At 70.3% G+C, this 19,195-nt stretch carries 20 protein-coding genes; 5 read left to right on the plus strand and 15 right to left on the minus strand.

What is annotated here, in order from left to right:
• Positions 1-207 precede the first annotated feature (207 nt).
• Complete coding sequence (locus tag OCS65_RS26670; RefSeq protein ID WP_029547149.1) at positions 208-441, plus strand: hypothetical protein; 234 nt, start codon at positions 208-210, stop codon at positions 439-441.
• A 216-nt stretch (positions 442-657) separates the two neighbouring features.
• Complete coding sequence (locus tag OCS65_RS26675; RefSeq protein ID WP_263508175.1) at positions 658-798, plus strand: hypothetical protein; 141 nt, start codon at positions 658-660, stop codon at positions 796-798.
• A 45-nt stretch (positions 799-843) separates the two neighbouring features.
• On the opposite strand, the gene OCS65_RS26680 is transcribed toward OCS65_RS26675, so the two are convergent.
• The 13 genes from OCS65_RS26680 to OCS65_RS26740 all read right to left on the minus strand — a co-directional run bounded on the left by OCS65_RS26680 (position 844) and on the right by OCS65_RS26740 (position 13,999).
• Positions 844-1,377 (minus strand): hypothetical protein, encoded by a 534-nt coding sequence (locus OCS65_RS26680; protein WP_263508177.1) that lies wholly within the window; start codon positions 1,375-1,377, stop codon positions 844-846.
• Positions 1,367-1,906, minus strand: coding sequence for a hypothetical protein (locus OCS65_RS26685; RefSeq protein ID WP_263508179.1), 540 nt, complete (start codon positions 1,904-1,906; stop codon positions 1,367-1,369). The genes OCS65_RS26680 and OCS65_RS26685 overlap by 11 nt, the downstream gene beginning before the upstream one ends.
• Complete coding sequence (locus tag OCS65_RS26690; protein WP_263508181.1) at positions 1,906-3,117, minus strand: MlaD family protein; 1,212 nt, start codon at positions 3,115-3,117, stop codon at positions 1,906-1,908. Before OCS65_RS26690 ends, OCS65_RS26685 begins: the two co-directional genes overlap by 1 nt.
• Positions 3,114-4,172: an MCE family protein gene (locus OCS65_RS26695; RefSeq protein ID WP_263508183.1), complete on the minus strand. Its 1,059-nt coding sequence runs from the start codon at positions 4,170-4,172 to the stop codon at positions 3,114-3,116. The genes OCS65_RS26690 and OCS65_RS26695 overlap by 4 nt, the downstream gene beginning before the upstream one ends.
• Positions 4,169-5,296: an MCE family protein gene (locus OCS65_RS26700; protein WP_235431149.1), complete on the minus strand. Its 1,128-nt coding sequence runs from the start codon at positions 5,294-5,296 to the stop codon at positions 4,169-4,171. Before OCS65_RS26700 ends, OCS65_RS26695 begins: the two co-directional genes overlap by 4 nt.
• Positions 5,293-6,330 carry an MCE family protein gene (locus OCS65_RS26705; RefSeq protein ID WP_006947493.1) on the minus strand — a complete coding sequence of 346 codons (1,038 nt, stop codon included), beginning with the start codon at positions 6,328-6,330 and terminating at the stop codon, positions 5,293-5,295. Before OCS65_RS26705 ends, OCS65_RS26700 begins: the two co-directional genes overlap by 4 nt.
• Positions 6,327-7,349 carry an MCE family protein gene (locus OCS65_RS26710; protein WP_043801697.1) on the minus strand — a complete coding sequence of 341 codons (1,023 nt, stop codon included), beginning with the start codon at positions 7,347-7,349 and terminating at the stop codon, positions 6,327-6,329. Before OCS65_RS26710 ends, OCS65_RS26705 begins: the two co-directional genes overlap by 4 nt.
• Positions 7,346-8,644 carry an MCE family protein gene (locus OCS65_RS26715; RefSeq protein ID WP_174824740.1) on the minus strand — a complete coding sequence of 433 codons (1,299 nt, stop codon included), beginning with the start codon at positions 8,642-8,644 and terminating at the stop codon, positions 7,346-7,348. Before OCS65_RS26715 ends, OCS65_RS26710 begins: the two co-directional genes overlap by 4 nt.
• A complete protein-coding gene (locus OCS65_RS26720) occupies positions 8,641-9,501 on the minus strand; it encodes an MlaE family ABC transporter permease (protein ID WP_006947487.1) in 861 nt (286 codons plus the stop codon). The genes OCS65_RS26715 and OCS65_RS26720 overlap by 4 nt, the downstream gene beginning before the upstream one ends.
• A complete protein-coding gene (locus OCS65_RS26725) occupies positions 9,501-10,310 on the minus strand; it encodes an MlaE family ABC transporter permease (protein ID WP_029547144.1) in 810 nt (269 codons plus the stop codon). Before OCS65_RS26725 ends, OCS65_RS26720 begins: the two co-directional genes overlap by 1 nt.
• A 71-nt stretch (positions 10,311-10,381) precedes the next feature.
• Positions 10,382-11,965: a fatty-acid--CoA ligase FadD5 gene (fadD5, locus tag OCS65_RS26730; RefSeq protein WP_006947483.1), complete on the minus strand. Its 1,584-nt coding sequence runs from the start codon at positions 11,963-11,965 to the stop codon at positions 10,382-10,384.
• Positions 11,966-12,239: 274 nt separating this feature from the next.
• Entirely contained in the window at positions 12,240-13,019 is a 780-nt protein-coding gene (locus tag OCS65_RS26735) for an enoyl-CoA hydratase (RefSeq protein ID WP_006947482.1), read from the minus strand.
• Entirely contained in the window at positions 13,016-13,999 is a 984-nt protein-coding gene (locus tag OCS65_RS26740; protein WP_006947481.1) for an NAD(P)H-dependent flavin oxidoreductase, read from the minus strand. Before OCS65_RS26740 ends, OCS65_RS26735 begins: the two co-directional genes overlap by 4 nt.
• Before the next feature lie 246 nt (positions 14,000-14,245).
• Here OCS65_RS26740 and OCS65_RS26745 point away from each other — a divergent pair, with 246 nt between their 5' ends.
• From OCS65_RS26745 to OCS65_RS26755, 3 genes are read left to right on the plus strand one after another with little or no spacing between them, the layout of a single operon-like run.
• Positions 14,246-15,526, plus strand: a complete 1,281-nt coding sequence (locus tag OCS65_RS26745) for a TetR/AcrR family transcriptional regulator (RefSeq protein WP_029547143.1) — start codon at positions 14,246-14,248, stop codon at positions 15,524-15,526.
• Positions 15,526-16,641 (plus strand): NAD(P)-dependent alcohol dehydrogenase, encoded by a 1,116-nt coding sequence (locus OCS65_RS26750; protein ID WP_043801702.1) that lies wholly within the window; start codon positions 15,526-15,528, stop codon positions 16,639-16,641. Before OCS65_RS26745 ends, OCS65_RS26750 begins: the two co-directional genes overlap by 1 nt.
• A gap of 2 nt (positions 16,642-16,643) precedes the next feature.
• A complete protein-coding gene (locus OCS65_RS26755; RefSeq protein WP_263508191.1) occupies positions 16,644-17,120 on the plus strand; it encodes a DUF4334 domain-containing protein in 477 nt (158 codons plus the stop codon).
• A gap of 108 nt (positions 17,121-17,228) precedes the next feature.
• On the opposite strand, the gene OCS65_RS26760 is transcribed toward OCS65_RS26755, so the two are convergent.
• Both OCS65_RS26760 and OCS65_RS26765 read right to left on the minus strand, forming a co-directional pair.
• Positions 17,229-17,912, minus strand: coding sequence for a GntR family transcriptional regulator (locus OCS65_RS26760; protein ID WP_006947472.1), 684 nt, complete (start codon positions 17,910-17,912; stop codon positions 17,229-17,231).
• A 4-nt stretch (positions 17,913-17,916) separates the two neighbouring features.
• Complete coding sequence (locus OCS65_RS26765; protein ID WP_006947471.1) at positions 17,917-19,068, minus strand: acyl-CoA dehydrogenase family protein; 1,152 nt, start codon at positions 19,066-19,068, stop codon at positions 17,917-17,919.
• Between the last annotated feature and the right edge of the window lie 127 nt (positions 19,069-19,195).

A 19,195-nucleotide genomic window follows, 5' to 3' on the forward strand; every position in this document is an offset into this window, starting at 1 on the left:
GCCATTCAACCAGAGACGCCGGAACACCCCCCTATTCGCCCGGACGGCGAATTCGCTTCCTACATGCGAATTCGGGGCGGTCCGGCGGTGCCGCGGCACGAGTTGGACATCCGTTCGAGTGGCGCCGGTCGCTGTGATGCGGTACAACACATCGGCATTGGTTTTGTGAACCAAGTCACGATTTGTTTGCAGGGGGATAAACCGAATATGACAGGCACGGCAACGCGCCGCCACACAGCACACGACGAGGACGCCCGGAGCACCCCGTTGGTGCTCACGTCCACCACCGGCGCATCGACGTCGGGGTGGCGCTCCGCCCTCGGGCACGCACTCGGCACCGCCGTCTCCGTCAGCGCCGCGGCCCTCATGGTCACCGGCCTGACGGCGATCGGCACCACCACCACCGTCACGGGTCTCGTGTCCTTCCTCCGGACGAACTGATCGTCCCGGTCGACCGAGCCCCGTCCATTCCGACACCACAGACAGGAACAACACCACAGATGCACACCTCCGCTGTCGCCGCGGCCCGTCGCTCCATGAGCACCGAGGAGATCAAGGCCCGCATCGAGGCCATGTTCGCGGAACACGACCAGCAGGAGCACCCGACGGCCGACTGACCCTCGGCAACTCGGGCCACACGTCGAGAGGAGAACCGAAATGAACGTGAACGTGGTCCAGCTACTGCTACTGCTCGGTGCCGCACTGGGCGGCACCGCGGCCTTCAAGGCCTACCTGGTGCGATCGGATTCCGAGCATCCGCACCTGTCCGACGACCTGGGCCCCCGGCCCCGGTACTGACGAGACGGCACCCGCCCGGGAGACTCCTCTCCCGGGCGGGACTTCTCAGCCCGGGCCCGGACGGCCCAGCCCTCGGAGCACCGTGCGGGCCAGTCCCGACACGTCGCGCCACGGTCCGTGCAGGACCGGCAGTATCTCCGCCGGCAACCGGGTCAGCTGCCGGCGGGTCGCCGACACCGGGGTGAGCAGCCAATCGGCGGTGTCCACGATCCGTTCGATCTTCCGGAGAGTGAGGTCCACCCGGTCGATCGACGCGCCGAGCCGGTCCACCGCCACGGCGAAGTCCCCGAGCTGCTCGTCGAACCGCCCCAGCACCCGGTCGAAGTTCGCGAGCGAGACGCCGATCCCGTCGGCCACGCCCTCGATCCGGGCGATCGTCACGTCCGCGTTGAGCGCGGCCTGTGTCAGCCTCCTGATCCGTCCCGACGTACCGTCGCCGGGTCCGGTCAGGTCCGCCATGTCACCGCGCCGCGCCATGTCACCGCGCCGCGCCATGTCACCGCCCCGCGGCATGTCACCGCCCCGCGGCATGTCACCGCCCCGCGGCATGTCACCGCCCCGCACGCCGTCATTTCGCATCCGCTCCCTGCAGCAGCCACCGGTCGTCCACCCGAGCGAGGGTGATCAGGAACCGCGTCGCGTCGACCCGCCCGTCCGGCACCGCGACGTTCTTCACGTCCTGGTCGAGGAACACGAGCACCGTCGCGCGATCCGCGTCCAGTGTCTCGACCGCGGCGTGCGACACGGTCGCGACGGACACACCGTGCCCGTTCTCGACGAGCCCGCGCAGGTCCCCCGCCACCGAGCGGTACTTCTCGGCGAACTCCCCGGTGGAGACGTCGGTGACCGCGGCCAGCGCATCGTCGAAATGCTGGTAGTCGTAGGTGCCGAGGGCGATCGCGTACTCCCGCGCCCGGTCCAGCGCGTCGGCGCGCAGGCCCTCGGCCTGCTCGGCCTGCCACCACCGGAATCCACAGAAGCCGGCGGCCGCGGCGAGCAGCACGATCAGTGCGGGCGTCAGCCATCGCCGCACCCGGGAGCGCGGGGCCGGCGGATGCGGCGGCGCGGTCGCGGGGGTGTCGTCGACAGTATGGTCCGTGGTCGGCATCAGTTTCCCAGTCCTTCCAACAGCTTCTGCCAGTACTGCAGCACCTCGACTCCGGTCGGGACGAGCAGCGGGTCCTGCGCCATGTCCGGCCCGGTCACCCTTCCCGGGGTGCTCTGGTGTTGCAGTCCGAGGTCGTCGGGCCGCGGCGCGACGCGGGCGCCGCGCTGGGCGAGGTCTTCGCCCGGCGGGCAGTAGAGCGACAGGTTCGGCGTGCGGGGGCTTTCGTCGCCGACCGTGCGGCGCTGTGTGTCGTAATAGCAGACCGGACCCTGCGTGGCGACGAGCGAGAAGTCGCCGCGGTCGCCCTTGACCACCGAGGTCAGATCGCCGAGTGCCGCAGGGATCGAGTCGAGGCCGGCCGCCAGCGCCGGGGTCCGCGAGGCGAGCACGTCGCCCACGGTCACCAGGTTCGTCAACAGCAGCCCGTAGTCGTCGCGGGTCTCGGCGAACAGCTCCTCCGTCTTCGCCAGCGTGTCCGGCGACCGGTCCAGCAGGTACACGAGCGCGTCCCGGCTGCCCACGAGCTGATCGGAGACGTCCCGGACGGCGCGCATCGCACCCGGGAAGGTGCCGGCGTCCTCGGCGAGCGTGTTCACCAGATCGACACCCTGTTCGAGGAGTGCCGCCAGGGCCGGCGCCCGTTCGGATGCCATCGTGGAGAGGGCGTCGGCGTTCTCGATCATCGACTGCAGGTCCGCTCCGGTCCCGGCGAGGGCGGTGCCCCACGTCTCGCCGAGCGTGGCGACGGACTGCGGATCGATGCTCTCGACCAGTGCGCTCATCCGCACGAGCATCTGATCGAGGCGCAGTCCCTGCTCGTCCGCCGGGACCTCGACGGTGTCGCCGTCCGTCAGGTAGGGGCCGTCGGCGGTCTGCGGTTCGATGTCGAGGGTGAGGATGCCGATCGCGGTCGCGGTGGCGATCCGTCCGGTGCTGCCCACCGGGATGCGGGTGTCCGGATCCAGCACGAGCACCGCCGTCGAGCCGCGACCGCCGTCGTCGATCGTCACCGATTCGATCTCCCCTACCGCGACCCCGCGGTAGGTCACCGTCGTTCCGGGGCCGATACCGCGGGCGTCGACCAGGTGCGCTCGCACCTCGATGCCGCCACCGAAGCTCTGCGGGCCGAGGACGTAACGGACGCCGAAGGCGGTGGCCAGCAGGCCTACCACAACGAACAGTGAAACCTGCACCAGCACCGGGCGTTTCATCGAACACCACCCCGAAGCAGGTCCGGCAGCCCCGCCGGGACGGTGACCGGCGGCGACTCGCCGAGCATCGTCACCGGAACGCCGCCGGTGAGCAGCATGTCGATCGCTCCCGGCACGTCCAGGGCGCCGTCGAACAACAGGTAGTCGCCGTGCACGGACCGCGCGAAGCCGTCCATGAAGGCGTTCATGTTGGTCAGCGCCGACCCCACGGTGTTGTTGAAGTCCCTTATCCCGGACAGTATTTCGTCCAGGTCGTCGACCGCTCCGCCGATCCGGCCGGAGTCCGCCAGCACCGTGTCCAGCGAGGTGAGCACCGACGAGGTGCTCGAGACCAGCGACCGGAGGTCCTGCTCCTGAGCGGCGAGCAGGTCCACGACCTCCGCGCTGCTCGCCAGACCGTCGTCGATCAGCTGTTGCTGCTGCGCCAGCCGCGCGGCCACCGCGTCGGTGGCCCGCAGCGCCCGCGAGATGTCGTCGCCGTTCTCGGCGGCCAGCGCCATCGTCCGGTCCGTCCGCTCGAGCAATTCCCGAACGGTCTGCCCCCGGCCGCCGAAGGCGGCGTTCAGCTCGGTGGTGATCGTGTGCAGCTGGTCCAGACCGCTGCCGTTGATCACCTGTCCGAGCATCGCGAACGTGGCCTCGAGTTCCGGCCCCATCTCCGTCCGGTCGATGACGTCGCCGTCGGCGAGCAACTCCGGCGACGGCTGCTCCGGCAGATCGATCTGGACGAACGGGTTGCCCAGCGCGGACGGGAGCCGCACGGAGACACCGACGTTCGACGGAAGCGCGGCCCATTCACTCAAACTCAGTTCGAGGAAGGCCCGGTGCCCGTCCGTCGAGATCCCGTGGACCCGGCCGACCACAGCCTGACCTGCCCGCACCTCGGTGCCGGGATCGATCCGATCGGCTCCGTCGAACACGGCGATCACGCGGTAGGTCTCGCCGGCGCCGCTGCGTCCCGTCGGCAACTGATGCAGACCCAGTCCGCAGCCGGTCACCGAGACGGCCACCGCGGTCAGCGCAGCGACGAATCCTGTTCTCCGCCAACGGCTCACCGGACGCCTCCCTCGTTCAGCGCCCGGTCGAGCGACTCCGGCACGAGGTCCTGGAACGGATCGGACAGGTCGAAGGGAACGGTGATCGGGTTGGTGAAGCCGGCGCCCGTGCACAGGGGAAGGCGCTCGCGCTCGCAGAGTTCCCTCGCGCGGGGAAACTGGCCGACCTGGGTGGAGATGTTCAGGCGGATACGCGCGGTGGTGTCGGCGCCGATCGTGTTGTCGATGTTCTGCATCGCCAGCGGCAGCACGTCCATGAACTCGGCGAAGTCGACCTCGTGCTGTGCGAGCTGCCCGGTGAGGACCTGGGCGTTCGAGACGACGGCGGCGATGTCCTCGCCGCGGGAGCCGAGCAGGACGTCGAGCCGATCGAGGATGGTCGTCAGCTGACCGATCGGCCCGGCGACGTCGAGGTTCTGTCGTTGCATCTCGGCGCCGAGTTCGGACAGCCCCCCGGCGAGCTCGGACAGGGAGCCCTGCCGGGCGTCGACGGCGGCAACCGCGACGCCGAGGTCGTCGACGAGGGCACCGATGTCCTCGGACCGGGCACCGAGCACCGAGCCGGCCGCCCCGAGCGCGCGCAACGCCCGGTTGATCTCCGGCCCGAGACCTGCGGTGGCGTCGGCGGCGAGGTCGAGGGTGGATCCGAGCGACCCGGATTCCGGTCCCAGCGCCGCGGCGATCGTATCGACGCTCTCGAGCAGTTCGTCCCAGTTGATCGGCGCGTGACTGCGTTCGGGCGGAATGACATCGTCGCCCTCGAACCGCGGTCCGGCGGTGTACACCGGGCTCAGTTCCACGAACCGGTCGCTGATGATCGACGGGTTCATCACGAACGCCGACACGTCGGCCGGCAGCGTGATGTCGTCGGGGATCCGCATCGTCACCTCGACCACCGTTCCGGCCGGTTCCACGGCTTCGACGGTGCCGACGGGCAGGCCGAGGACCGCGACCTTGCTCCCCGGGTAGATGCCTCCGACGGACGCGAACTCGGCGGTCACGGTGCGGGTGCGGTCGGTCCCGACGAACACGTACCAGGCAGCGGCAGCACACAGCGCCGCGACGACGACGATCCCGATACCGCGCAGCAGCCGGGTCTTCCGCGTGGTTCCGACGGTGGTCACCGGCAACCCTCCATCACTCCGAGGGCACACAGCAGGTTGTCCGGGATCGGCCCGGCCGGGGCGTGGACGTCGACCCAGTTGCCGTTGCCCGAGGCGTCGGCCGCGGCGCGCAGGGCGGGCGGAAGCCGGGTCATCAGCACGTCGATCTGCTCGGCGTTGCGGTTCAGCGTGTCGGTCACCGACCGCATGTTCCCCAGCAACGCGTCCATTTCGCCGGAGTTGTCGGTCAGGAACGTCGCGGTGTGCTCGGTGAGCAGCCGCAGATCCTCGACGAGTTGCACGAGGGATTCCTTACGGGCTTCGAGGATCGACACCACGGTCGTGGCGTTCTGCACGAGCAGCTCGACGTCCCGGCTCTGGCCCGCCACGATGGACGTGAGCGACTTCGACGCCTGCAGCAGGGAGTGGATGCGGGCGTCGTTGCGGGACAGCATCTCCGCTGCGGCGGTGGCTCCGGCGAGCGCATCGGCGATCCGGCCCGGGTCGGACGGCACGGCCTCGGCCAGGGTGTGCATCATCGCCTCGAGGGCGGGCACGTCGAGTTCCCGGGCCACGTGCTGCGCCTCGGACGCGAGGTCGTCGAGGCTGTACGGAACGGAGGTCCGCGCCAGGGGGATACGCCCGCCGGGCAGTTCTCCGGCACCGGCGGGCGTCACCGCCAGGTAGATCTTCCCGAGGATGGTCCTGAGCCGCACCTCGGCGGTCGTCCGGTCGCCGAGCGGCTGGCCGCCGTCGACGCGGAACGTCACGATCACCCGGTCCGCCGCGAGCTCGAGGCTCTCCACCCGTCCGGCGGGCACACCCGCCACGTACACCGGATCGTTGGGTTGCAGACCGGCGGCGTTGGCGAATTCCGCGGTGTAGCCGTTCGTCCGGAGCAGGTACGTGGCCCGGGGCGCGGCCAGGGCGACGGTCATCACCAGGGCGACGAGGACGATGCCCACGGCCCCGACGACGAGCGGGTTGCCGGCGCGGCCGCGGCGGCCCGCGAACACGGCCCGCAGCGCGTCGCGAATCTGCTGCGCGCGCCTCATCGGCACACCTCCGAGTACGTCGAACCGAAGATGTTGGTTTCGAAATCGCCTGCCTTGATGGTGAAGTTGCACATGTAGAGGTTCAGCCAGCCGCCGTAGTCGCTGATGCGGTTGAGGCTGTCGGCCAGTTCCGGCAGCCGGCGCACCGCCTGCTCGAAGTTCTCCGTCTGCGGGATCCAGGCGTCGGTCATCACCCGCAGATCGGTGACGGACCGGTCGAGGGGCGCCATCGCGCCGGCCATGAGCACCGCCGTCGAACGCACCGAGGTGCTGCCACGGTCGACGAGCGTGGCGAGTTGCTCACCGTCCCCGGCGAGTGCGTCACCGACGACGGCCAGCCCGGAGAGCAGCCGGCTGATGTCCTCGCTGCGCCGGTCCGCCACGGCGACGAGCGTCTCGAGATTGCCGACCAGACTGTCGAAGACCTGCTCGTGGTCGGCGATGTCGCTGCTGACCGCGGCGATGTGCAGCAGCAGGGAATCGAGGGTGCCGCCCTGCCCCTGGAACGCCTCGATCACCGCGGTGGCGAGCGCATTGATCTGCGCCGGATCGATCGACTCGAACAGCGGCTCGAATCCGTTGACGAGCGCGGTGAGATCCAGGGCGGGTGCGGTCTGCTCGATCGGGATCGTCGCGCCCTCCGGCAGTACCGTGCCGGTGCTGCGCTCCGGCAGTGTCAGCGCGACGTACCGGACGCCGATCATGTCGCCGTAGTTGATGTCGGCGGTGACATCGGTGGTGAGCTCGAATTCCGAGTCGATCTCGAAATCCACCACTGCCCGCGAGGTCCCGTCGTCCCGGGGGGCGAACCTCACGTCCGAGACGCGCCCGACGCGCACGCCGGCGAGCGTGACGTCGCTGCCGGGGCTCAGCCCCTCGACGTCGGTGAACTCGGCGGCGTAGTCGCGGGTGGGCCCGGTGACGGTCCTGTCGAGGGTGTTGCCGACGACGACCGCGGCGAGGACCCCCACCGTGCAGAACGCCGCCAGGCGCAGCGCCGGCCGGAGCAGCGTGTTCACGAGACCGCCACCTCCGTGCCGCGGACCAGGGGTGCCAGCAGAACCGAGGCCGCGGTGGACGGGTCCACCTCCGTCGCCTTCGGGTCGGACGGATCCACACCGCCCGCGATCTGCTCCAGGTAGCCGAGGGTGTCGCGTTCGGTTGCGGCCGAGAGGACCGGCCGGCCGTCGACCGGGTCACCGCAGTTCGCGCCGTCGAGGCCGGGATAGCGCGGGCAGTCCGCCGCGGTATACGGCATCGGATCGGAGAAATCCACGACCGCGGTGATGTCGAACCGACCGGTGGCGAAGACCCGCGCGCCGGCGTCGCCGAAGGTCGTGAGGTAGCGCAGGGTGTCGTCGAGGCCGGTGGTGTCCGCGGCGAACGTACCGAGCACCGGGCCGCCGTTGCGGACGACCGAGATGATCCGGTCGGTGTTCTCCGACATCAGCGCGGAGCCCTCGGCGGCCAGGCCGGCGCCGCCGCGCAGCAGCCGCGCGATGCCGTCCCGGCGCTCGAGGACGATCTCGGAGAGCGTGGCCGCGTTCTGCATCGTGCCGATCATGTCGTCCGTCGCTGCGGCCAGGGCCTCGGTCACCGCCGCCAGCTGCGGCGACGCCGCCAGGCCTGCGTCGATCCGGGGACCGAGCTGCTCGGTGAGCGCGGCGGTGCGGTCGAGGGTCCGGCCGAGGGTCTCACCGCGGCCGGCGAGCGCCTGGATCATCGCGTCGAGCGCGACCGCGAGCCGGTCCGGGCGCAGTTCCTGCAGCAGCTCCGTGGTGGTGTAGTACAGGCCGGCCAGTTGCACGGCCTCGGCCGAGGTGTCCGCGGTGACCTGCGCACCGTCGCGCAGGCGCGGCCCGGCGGCGGGGTCGTGGGGCGGCACCAGTTCGAGGAAGACGTCACCGAACAGGGTGCGCGGCACGATCCGCACCCGCACGGCTGCCGGGATGTTCCGGATCGCGTCCGGGTCGAGCTGCATCGTGATACGCGAGCCGGTGACGCCCGCGTCCAGGTGGGCGAGCCGGCCGACGTGCACGCCCTGGTACTGCACACCCGCGGCGCCGAAGATCACCCCGGCGCCGGCCGGGACGACGGCGGTGATCTCCGGATCCCTGGACAGCCCACCGGATCCGGAGACGACGAGCAGTCCGCCGGTGACGGTGAGCACCGCGACGGCGAGCGCACCGACGACGGCCAGCGTGCCGGTGCGCAGTCCGAGCCGGCGACTGCGGCGGGGCGCCGCGGACCGGGTCCGGCCGTTCGGCGGGATGCCCGTGCCGGACGGAGTCGTCCGGTCGCGTTGGGTCGTCACGCCAGCCCCACCCCCGGCACGGTGGGCACGAGACCCCACAACGCGAAGGTCAGGACCACGTCGGTGATGCCGATGGCCAGGATGCTGGTGCGCAGTGCGCGCCCGGCGGCCCGGCCGACGCCCTCCGGGCCGCCCGTGGCGTGGTAGCCGTACGAGCAGTGCACGATGCCGACGATCACCGCGAACACGACGGCCTTGGTCAGCGAGTACCACAGGTCGGCCGGGGAGAGCGCGAGGTGGAAGTAGTAGTCGTAGGTGCCGGCCGAGTTGCCCTGGAAGGTGACGACCACGAGGCGCGTCGCGACGAACGCGGACAGCAGGCCCACCATGTAGATCGGGACCACGCACACGGCCGTGGCGATGAGCCGGGTGCTGGCCAGGAAGGGCACCGACTTCACGGCCATGGCGTCGAGGGCGTCGATCTCGTCGGAGATCCGCATGGCGCCGAGCTGCGCGGTGAAGCCGGTACCCACCTTCGCGGCCAGGGCTATGGACGCGACCACCGGCGCCAGTTCGCGGGTGTTGGCCAGAGCGGAGAGCATGCCCGACAGCGAGGTCATCCCGATCAGTTCGAGACCCCGCTGGGTTTCGACTCCGACCATCATCGCGGCGACGGCGGACATCGCGAACACGATGCCGATGGTGCCGCCCCCGGCGAGCAGGGAGGCGTAGCCGAAGCTGACCTCCCCCACGTGGTACATCACGTGCTTGAAGTAGCGGCGCAGCGCCGTGGGGACACCGGCGATCGCCTCGACCGCGAACACCACGTGCCGGCCCACCGTGGCGAACGCGCCCACGACCCCGGTCAGCGACCGATGGACGGCCCGGGCCTGTGTCACCGCCGAACAGGAGAGCATCAGTACGTCCCCACGGCCGGCACCATCACGGTGTACATCTGGGACAGAACGGTGTTGACGACGAACACCATGACGAATGCCAGCACGACCGCCTCGTTGACGGCGTCGGCCACGCCGCTGGGACCGCCCTTGGCGTGCAGGCCCTTGAACGCGGCGATGAGGGCGGAGGTGATCCCGAAGAACGCCGACTTGACCATCGCCGTCGCGAAATCCGACAACCGGCCGTATTCGCCCAGGGTGCGGAGGAATCCGCCGCCGGAGGCATCGTTGAGGTAGATCTCGTACAGATAGCAGGCGCCCACCCCGACGAGCGTGACGAGCGCGCAGAGCATCACCGACACCAGGACCGCGGCGAGCAGCCGCGGCACGACGAGGCGCTCGATGACGTTCAGCCCCATCACCTCCATCGCCTCGATCTCCTCGCGGATGGTGCGTGCGCCGAGATCGGCGCAGATCGCGGAGCCGCCCACGCCGGCCAGCATGAGGGCGCACACGAGTGCGGCCGCCTGTCCGACCACGACGAAGGCGACGATCGCGCCGGAGTAGGCGCCGGCTCCGAGCTGGCCCGCCAGGGATCCGACGGAGACCGCGATGAGCACCCCCACGGGCAGCATCAGCAGCAGGGCCGGACCGCTGCACACCTTGGCGATGAACAGCGACTGCGTGATCGTCTCGCGGAGCGAGAGGCGACGGCCGACGACGACGCGCACGGTCGTGGCGAGGGTCTCCACCGAGAACCCCACCAGCGCACCCACCTGGATCGCCAGGTCGTGCACCGGCCCCCTCGCCTTGGGCAGCTCGAACGTCACTCCCACACTCCCGTACGCGTCATCGCGGCGTCCCCCGTCCCCCGATGGAACCCCTTCGGCCCCTGCGGTCTTCAGCCCTGCACGACCGCCGACAGGCCGCCGCGCAGCTGGTGCTTGACGACCTTGCCGCTGGCGTTGCGCGGCAGGGCCTCGACGATCACGACCTCCTTCGGATGCTTGTAGCGCGCGAGCTGCGCGTCGAAGAACGGCTGCAACTCGTCGAGCGTGAGATCGTCGTGGCCGGGCCGCAACGCGATCACCGCGACCGGCACCTCGCCCCACTTCGCGTCCGGACGCCCGATCACGGCCGCCTCGAGGATCTTCGGATGCGAGAACAGCACGTTCTCGACCTCGGCGCAGTAGATGTTCTCACCCCCGGAGATGATCATGTCCTTCTTGCGGTCGACGACGTAGACGAATCCCTCCGCGTCGACGCGCACGAGGTCGCCGGAGTGGAACCAGCCGCCGTGGAACGCATCCGCCGTCGCAGCCGGGTTGTTCCAGTACTCGCTCATCATGGTGGGCCCGCGGTAGACGATCTCGCCGACCTGACCGGGCGCCACGTCGTTCATCTCGTCGTCGACGACGCGCGCCTGGATCGTCGGGATGACGCGGCCGACGGAACCGAGCTTGCGCAGCGCGTCCGCGCCGTCCAGCACGCAGGTGATGGGCGACATCTCGGTCTGGCCGAACACCGCGACGTTCGACGCGTCGGGGAACGTCTCGGCCATGGCGCGCAGGATGGTGTCGGACGACGGCGCCGCGCCCCAGGAAATGTTGGTCAGGGCCAGCTTCCGCGGATTCGCCTGCTGGGCGGCGCACACCGCCTGCCACTGCACCGGCACGAGGAACAGGTTGGTGACCTGCTCGGCCTCGAGGACGTCGAGCAGGTCGTTCGGGTCGAACGCCCCGACCGGATGGATCACGGTGGTAACGCCCAGCATCAGGTTGGGCGCCATCGCGCCGAGCGCGGCGATGTGGAACATCGGGGAGGCGCAGAACCCGACGCCGGACTCGTCGAACAGGTGGAACGCGCGGATGCACGTGAGCGCCTGCGCGGACATGTTGCTGTGGGAGAGCACCGCGCCCTTGGGCCGGCCCGTGGTGCCGGAGGTATACATGATCAGGGCCGGGGTGTCGTCCGGGACGTCGACCGCCGGGTGGGGGTCGCCCGCCTCGGCGATCAGATCCTCGTAGGCGAGGCCGTCGCCCTCGGGGATGCCGCCGACGGTGACGGACAGTTCCAGGCCTTCGCTCTCCGCACGGGCCGCGGCGGCCAGCGGAGCGAGCGGCGCTTCCACGACGATCGCCTTGGATCCGCTGTCCCGCAGCAGGAATGCCACCTCGGGTGCGGTGAGGCGGAAGTTGACCGGGACGGCGATCGCACCGAGGGCGTTGGCGGCGAGCACGGTCTCGAGATACTCGGGGCGGTTGAGCATGAGGACGACGACCCGGTCGCCGAAACCGACGCCGCGCCGCGCGAGGGCGTCGGCGAGCCGCTCGACCCGCTCGTGCAACTCCGCCCACGTGATCGACCGGCCCTGGAACCGCAGCGCAGTGCGGTCCGGGATCATCAGAGCGTGCCGAGCGACGTGGTTGTTCCAGTTGTTGCGGCGCAGGCGCTGGGTCTCGGCGAGGGCTGACGGGGTGACCATGAGGGTTCCTCTCGGGGCGTGACGGGGGTGCCGACGGGACGCGATCCCGGTTCTCGATGTGAGGCACATTACAGGCATCGGCCACATTCGGCCACCACTTTGTTAATCGAAATTCTCATTCGATCTGACCGTCGATGCAGGGGCGGGTGCACGCAGCACGGGACCGCTCTCCGGCATGAATGTTACTGCTGCCCAGGGGTATAACAGAGATCATCGGTGCAGACCCGCCCCTCGGCGGCCCGGGCAGCCGGGCCTGGAAGTATGCGAGCGATCGTCAGGAGAATCGGGGTGGGCGCTTCTCGAGCATGGCCATGGCCGCCTCGGCGAAGTCCGCCGAGGCGAGCAGCTCCGTCTGGCCGCTCTTCTCCCGTGCCAGCGCGTCGTCGAGCCGGCCGAGCGTCGCGGCGGCGAGGGCCCGCTTGGTCAGCGCGACGGCGCGCCGCGGCGTGGTCGCCGTCCGGGCCGCCACGGCGTCGACGTGCGCGGCGAACTCCGCGTCGGGCAGCGTGCGCGCGACGAGGCCGAACCGGTCGGCGTCCGCGGCCGAGACCCGCTCGCCGAGCAACGCCATCTCCGCGGCCCGCGCACGTCCGACCGCGGCAGGAACGAGCAGGCTCGCGCCGCCGTCGGGCATCAGCCCCATGTTCACGAACGACAGCAGGAAGTAGGCGCTCTCCGTGGCGTAGGTGAGGTCCGCCGCGACAGCCATCGACACACCCACCCCCGCGGCCGGGCCGTTGACGGCGGCGATCACCGGCACCGGAACCGTCGCGATGGATCGGATCACCGCGTTCGCGGCGTCCATGACCTCGGACGGGTCGGCCGGGTTCGTCGCCGCCGCAGCGATATCGGCTCCGGTACAGAACGCGCTCCCCTCGCCGGTGAGGACGACGGTGCGAACCCGGGGATCGGCGCCGGCCTCGTCCAGCGCGGCGCCGAGCGCCCGCATGGTCGGCAGGTCCACGGCGTTCATCCGCTTCGGCCGGTCGATGGTCAGACGCAGGATGCCGTCGGCGAGTTCCGACCGCAGCCCCTCGACGGTCGGCGTACTCATGCCCGGACCCCCTGTCCGACGAATCCGCGGAGCCGGTCCTCGATGATCGACTCCGCCTCGGTCACCATGCGGTCGACGAGTTCGGCCACGGTCGGGATGTCGTCGATCAGGCCCTGGCTCTGCCCGGCCGTCCAGATGCCCGCCTCGAGATCGCCGTCCTCGAACACCTTTCGGCCACGCGCCCCGGCGACGAGGTGCGCAATGTCGCCGAACTCGGCTCCGCGCGATTCGATCTCGACGACCTCCGCGCTGATCGAGTTCGCCGCCACGCGGGCGGTGTTGTGGAGGGTGCGGAAGATGAGCCTGGTGTCGCGTTCGGTGTTGGCGACGATCTGTTCCTTGACCGCGTGTGCGACGGGCGACTCGACGGTGCACATGAACCGGGTCCCCATGTTGATCCCGTCCGCGCCCAGGGCGAGCGCCGCGACGAGACCGCGCGCGTCGGCGATGCCGCCCGAGGCGATCACCGGGATCTGCAGTTGCCGGGTGGCCGCGGGGATCAGGACGAGGCCGGGCACGTCGTCCTCGCCGGGATGACCGGCGCACTCGAACCCGTCGATGCTGACGGCGTCGACGCCGACCCGCTCCGCCTTGAGCGCGTGCCGCACGCTCGTGCACTTGTGGACGACCTTGACGCCGGCGTCCTTCAGGTGGGGCAGATGGTCGACCGGGTTGGAGCCGGCGGTCTCGACGATCTTGATGCCCGACTCGATGATGGCCTGCCGGTACTCGGCGTACGGCGGCGGGGTGATCGACGGCAGGATCGTCAGATTGACGCCGAAGGGCTTGTCGGTGAGCTCGCGGGTCCGGGCGATCTCCTTCACGAGGTCCTCGGGCGTCGGCTGGGTGAGCGCGGTCAGGAATCCCAGGGCGCCGGATTCGGCCACGGCGGCGACGAGCTCGGCGCGACCGACCCACATCATCCCGCCCTGGACGATGGGGTGCTCGACCCCGAATGCCTCGGTGAATCGGGTTCTCACTGGACCTCCTCGGATCCTGGACCTGCGCCGCGAGCGCAGGGGACGGACACGTCCGGCGCAGCGCCGGTACCGCGATGACTTCAAGAATTCCCGTTAACTTTCGCGGTGTGCGGCCTTGTTTGTCAAGGGCTCTCCGCAGGCCTTTCCACGGAGCGGCCCGAGGGAATTCACCGCCGCAGATATGGTGCTGGGCGCTAACGTTTGCGATAGGCTGCCGGGACCACGCCCGGCATGGATGGAGGTACGGTGGCGGAGCAGACCCGGACCGGTTCGCGGGGGACGCGGACACGGTCGACCGCCGGCACGTCGACCGAGGCGGCACCGGCTCCGCGACGGCGGCCGAAGAACCGCAAGGCACAGATCGCCGCGGTCGCGGCGGAAGCGTTCAGCGAACGCGGTTACCACGGCGTCGGGATCGACGAGATCGCCGCCGCGGTCGGCATTTCCGGCCCCGCCCTCTATCGGCACTTCCCCAACAAGTACGCGCTGTTCCGGGACGCCGCGCTGAGCCTGGGCACGACGCTCGGCACGGCCGTCGCCGAGGCGGACGAGGACGCGGTGGACGACCCCGCCGAGTGGCTCGACCGGCTGCTGCTCGCCGCGATCCGCACCACCGTCGAGTGCCGTCGCACCGCCGGGCTCTACCGGTGGGAGAACCGCTACCTGACGGCCGAGGACCGCAGCGAGGTCCGCAGCGTGATCTGGGGCGTCAACCGCCGTGTCGGCGCCGCCCTGGCCGCCCTGCGCCCGGACCTGCCGGAGCCGGACAACGTGTTGCTCAGCGCCGCCATGCTCAGCGTCGTCGGCAGCATCACCGCCCATCGGGCGCCGCTGTCCAACCGCCGGATCGAGCGGTTGCTGCTGGACGCGTGCCGGTCGGTGGCCGCGGTCCGGCTCGAGGCGGCCGGCCCGTCGCGCGCCGCGGCCGTCCGGACCCCCGGCCTCGCCGTCGCCAACAAACGCGAGGTGCTGCTGCACGAGGCGATCCTGCTGTTCCACGCCCGCGGGTACCACGACGTGAGCATCGAGGAGATCGGCGCCGCGGCCGGCATCAACGCCTCCGGGGTCTACCGGCACTTCGCGAGCAAGTCCGACCTGCTCGCCGCGGCCTTCCACCGCGCCGCGGACCGGCTCTCCGTCGCCGTGAACACCGCGCTGGCCGACTCCACGTCTCCGGCCGAGGCGCTGCGCGCCCTCACCGACGTGTACGTCCGGTTGTCCTTCGCCCAGAGCGAGCTGATGTCGGTGTACTTCACGGAGATCGGCAGCCTGCCCGCCGCCCACCGCACCGACCTGCGCAACATCCAGCGGCTCAACGTCGAGGAATGGGCCCGTCTGCTCGCCGACGTCCGGCCGGGCCTGTCCGCGGTCGAGTGTCGATTCCTGGTCCATGCCGCGCTGAACCTCGTGCTCGACATAGGCCGGCTGATGCACTTCGAACCCACCCCGTCCAACGAGAGCCGGGTGCAGCAACTGATGCTGGTCACCCTCCTCGGCAACAGCGCCCCGCGGGAGACGAACTCGTGATGCACACGGCCACCGCGGCGGTACTGCGCGACTACGGGACGACGCCGCGGGCGGAGCCGATCGAGTTGCCGCCGCTGCGGCCCGACGAGGTCCTCGTCCGGATCGGTGGCGTCGGCATCTGCCACACCGATCTCACCGCCGCCGCCGGCGGGGTCCCGATCCCGCTGCCGGCCGTCCTCGGACACGAGGGTGCGGGCACCGTCGTCGAGATCGGCCCCGACGTCACCGATCTCGACGTCGGCGACCCGGTGGTGCTCGGATTCGACTCGTGCCGCACGTGCCGCAACTGCGCGCGCGGCCGGCCGGCCTACTGCACCCGCTTCGCCCCGCTCAACTACGGCGGCCGTCGCGCGGACGGCTCGACCACCCTGCGCGACGCGTCGGGGGCGCCCCTGCACGGGAACTGGTTCGGACAGTCGTCGTTCGCATCCCTCGCGATTGCCACCGAACGCAACGCCGTGCGCCTGCCGGACGACGTTCCGCTCGTCCCGGCCGGACCGCTGGGCTGCGGGTTGCAGACCGGCGCCGGAGCGGTGCTGCGGGTCCTGCGGCCCGAACCCGGCTCGTCGATCGCCGTGTTCGGTCTCGGCGCGGTCGGCATGGCCGCCGTCATGGCCGCCCGGATCGCCGGGTGCGGCACCGTCGTCGGCGTCGACCCGAACCCGCGGCGGCACGCGCTCGCCCGCGAACTCGGTGCGACGGAGACACTGAACCCCGACGAGCACACCGACCCCGGCCGGCGGATCCGCGAGATCACCGGTGGGGGCGTCGATCACGCCGTCGAAGCCGTCGGTACCGAAGCGGTGATCCGGCAGGCACTGGCCTCGCTCACGATCCCCGGCACCTGTGCCACGCTGGGACTGCGCGCCGGCCGGAATCCGGTCACCGTCGACCAGACGCATCTGCTCAACGGGCGCACTCTCACCGGGGTGATCGAGGGGGACGCCGACCCGCACGTGTTCCTCCCCGAACTCGTCCGCCTGTGGCAGCAGGGCTCGTTCCCGGTGGAGAAACTGATCCGCACCTTCCCGTTCGAACGATTCGACGAGGCGCTCGCCGCCGTCCGGGCGGGCGACGTCGTCAAGGCAGTACTCACCTTCGACCCTCAGGAGTGACCATGACCGTGGCCGACGAGCTGGCCGCACTGCGCAGCCGGACCGACGTGATCTCCCCGCGCGAACTCGATGTCCTGTGGGCGCGTCTGGAGCCCGCCCGCCTCGGCGATCTCATCGGATATCGCTGGCGCGGATTCAGTTTCGACACCGGCCACCGGACCCACACCCTCCTCGGCCGGGCCCGGTGGTACGGCAAGCAGTTCGCCGCTGCCGACGACGTGCAGCCGCTGCTGTGCTACGACGCGAACGGGGAACTCTTCTCCGACGTCGACACCGGGCGCGGCGAGGCGAGCCTGTGGGAGATCCGGTTCCGCGGCGAGGTCACCGCCACGATGGTCTACGACGGCATGCCCGTGTTCGACCACTTCAAGAAGGCCGACGACGACACGCTCGTCGGGGTCATGAACGGCAAGGGCAACCTCGTCTTCGACGCGGGCGAACACTACTGGTTCGGCCTCGAACGCGACGTCGCGCTGTAGCGCCCAATCCTGTTGGCAGTGGCCGAATGTCACATCACTTCGGTCTGATCGAAGGAATGTGACATTCGGCCCTCACCACCACCGCAACCACCGCCACCCGGGTGCGGGTCAGCTGCGAGGTGCGATCCGGTCCAGGTGGGCCAGCAACCGGGCCACCGCGTCGTCGAACTGCACCTCGGTCTGCGCGATCACCTCGGCGCGGTCCCCCCTGCGGAACGCGTCGATCAGCCGGGCGTGCGACGCGACAGCGAGCCGGCCCCAACCCGGATCCGCCGCGTAGAGCCGGTACGGGGTGTAGCGCGCCGCACAGTAGAGAAACCAGGCGAGCTTCGGACTGGCCGCGATCCGGTTCAGGTCCCGGTGGAACTCGAACTCCGCGTCGGCGATCCGCTGTGCCTCTCCGGACTCGACGGCCAGGCACAGCGCATCGTTCAGGGCGCTCAACCGCTCGAGGTCCGCGGGTTCCGCGGAGCGCAGCGCGCGCAGAGCCAGTTCCACTGCGATCTGCTTCTGCAGCCAGAAGATGTCGGCCACGTCGCCCCGGTCGAGCGGCGAGACGACGTAGCCGCGGTTGGGTACCGACTGCACCAAGCCCTCGCCGCGCAGCGTCAGCAGCGCCTCCCGGACCGGGGTGACGCTGACCCCGAGTTCGGCGGCGGTCTCGTCGAGCCGCACGAAGTCGCCGGGCCGCAGCGCACCGGAGATGATGAGTCCGCGCAGGTGGGTCGCGACCTCCTCGGAGAGCTGGGGCCGTCGTCGTAGTCCGCGCGACGCTCGGGCCGGTGCCGTCATCGGTCTACAGCCCGTAGCTCTTGCCGATGATGTCGCGCTGGATCTCGTTGGTGCCGCCGAAGATCGTCGACACGATCGTCCTGCGCACGTGGTGTTCCATGTCGAATTCGGTGGCGTACCCGTAGCCACCCATCATCTGCATGCCTTCGAGGGCGGTCTTCTTCGCCACCTCGGTGGCCTTGAGCTTGACCATGGACGCCTCGCGCGGAAACAGCGTGCCCGGGTTGGCATCGACGAGGCGCGCGACGCGGTACACCAGCAGCCGGGTCGCCTCGATCTCGGTGGCCAGGTCCGCGACCCGGTGACGGATCGCCTGGAACGTGCCGACCGGGCGGCCGAACTGCTTGCGTTCGGTGACGAACTGCAGGGCGTCGTCGAAGGCGCGCTGCGCGGTGCCGAGCATCATCGCGGCCAGGATGAGCCGCTCGGTGTTCAGCCCGGCCATCAGCTGGGTCCAGCCGTTGCCGACCTCGCCGACGACGGCGTCCTCCGGCAGGCGCACGTCGGTGAGGTAGAGGTCGTTGACCTCCTTGCCGCCCATGGTGTCGATGCCGCTGATCTTCAGGCCCGGCGTGCCGGCCGGCAGATGGAACATGGTCAGGCCCTGGTGCTTGGCGCCGCTGCGGTCGGTGCGGGCGACGAGCAGGATGTTGTCGGCGAAGTGCGCGTTGGAGCACCAGGTCTTCTGGCCGTTGATCAGCCAACCGTCGTCGACCTTCTCGGCGCGGCAGGTCAGGGAGCCGACGTCGGAACCGGCCTCGGGCTCGGACATGGAGATGGACTGGGACCGGCCCTCGACGATGCCCCCGAGCACGGTCTCCTTCTGCGCTTGCGTGCCGAACTTCTCGTAGGCGGCGCCGGTGATGAGGGTGGGGCCGATGCCGCCGATGGGGGCCATGCCGCGCGTGCTCTGCTCGAGCAGGATGCACAGGTCGACCGTGCTGCCGGCGGACCCGCCGAACTCCTCGGGGACGGTCACGCCGAGCCAGCCGAGGTCGGCCATCTTCCGGTACAGCTCCTGGCTGTGGCTGTGCGTGCCGTGGTCGGTGAGGGCGTCGCGCTGGGCGCGGGTGCCCACCTCACGGCGGCAGAAGTCGGCGACGGCCGCCGCGAAGTCCTGCTGCTCCGGAGTGAACTCGGTGAGGTTGGTGTGCATGGGATCGGCCTCCTGGCCTGGACAAGTAGTGGGGGGTTGTCGACGCCGGGCGCGCCGCCTAGTGTGAGATCCACGACAGTGAATCACATCAAATATATTTGATGCGACCCAGTGAAGGAAGCGTCAC

Origin of the sequence: Rhodococcus aetherivorans (assembly GCF_025722975.1) — a bacterium.
GTDB lineage: Bacteria > Actinomycetota > Actinomycetes > Mycobacteriales > Mycobacteriaceae > Rhodococcus > Rhodococcus aetherivorans.

Excerpts from the sequence above, each read along its gene's own strand:
- OCS65_RS26755 (WP_263508191.1), top strand. The coding sequence starts at position 16,644 with ATGACCGTGGCCGACGAGCTGGCCGCACTGCGCAGCCGGACCGACGTG.
- OCS65_RS26685 (WP_263508179.1), bottom strand. The coding sequence starts at position 1,906 with ATGCCGACCACGGACCATACTGTCGACGACACCCCCGCGACCGCGCCG.
- OCS65_RS26705 (WP_006947493.1), bottom strand. The coding sequence starts at position 6,330 with ATGAGGCGCGCGCAGCAGATTCGCGACGCGCTGCGGGCCGTGTTCGCG.
- OCS65_RS26720 (WP_006947487.1), bottom strand. The coding sequence starts at position 9,501 with ATGCTCTCCTGTTCGGCGGTGACACAGGCCCGGGCCGTCCATCGGTCG.
- OCS65_RS26750 (WP_043801702.1), top strand. The coding sequence starts at position 15,526 with ATGCACACGGCCACCGCGGCGGTACTGCGCGACTACGGGACGACGCCG.
- OCS65_RS26680 (WP_263508177.1), bottom strand. The coding sequence starts at position 1,377 with ATGCGAAATGACGGCGTGCGGGGCGGTGACATGCCGCGGGGCGGTGAC.
- fadD5 (WP_006947483.1), bottom strand. The coding sequence starts at position 11,965 with ATGGTCACCCCGTCAGCCCTCGCCGAGACCCAGCGCCTGCGCCGCAAC.
- OCS65_RS26765 (WP_006947471.1), bottom strand. The coding sequence starts at position 19,068 with ATGCACACCAACCTCACCGAGTTCACTCCGGAGCAGCAGGACTTCGCG.
- OCS65_RS26690 (WP_263508181.1), bottom strand. The coding sequence starts at position 3,117 with ATGAAACGCCCGGTGCTGGTGCAGGTTTCACTGTTCGTTGTGGTAGGC.
- OCS65_RS26760 (WP_006947472.1), bottom strand. The coding sequence starts at position 17,912 with ATGACGGCACCGGCCCGAGCGTCGCGCGGACTACGACGACGGCCCCAG.
- OCS65_RS26670 (WP_029547149.1), top strand. The coding sequence starts at position 208 with ATGACAGGCACGGCAACGCGCCGCCACACAGCACACGACGAGGACGCC.
- OCS65_RS26735 (WP_006947482.1), bottom strand. The coding sequence starts at position 13,019 with ATGAGTACGCCGACCGTCGAGGGGCTGCGGTCGGAACTCGCCGACGGC.
- OCS65_RS26675 (WP_263508175.1), top strand. The coding sequence starts at position 658 with ATGAACGTGAACGTGGTCCAGCTACTGCTACTGCTCGGTGCCGCACTG.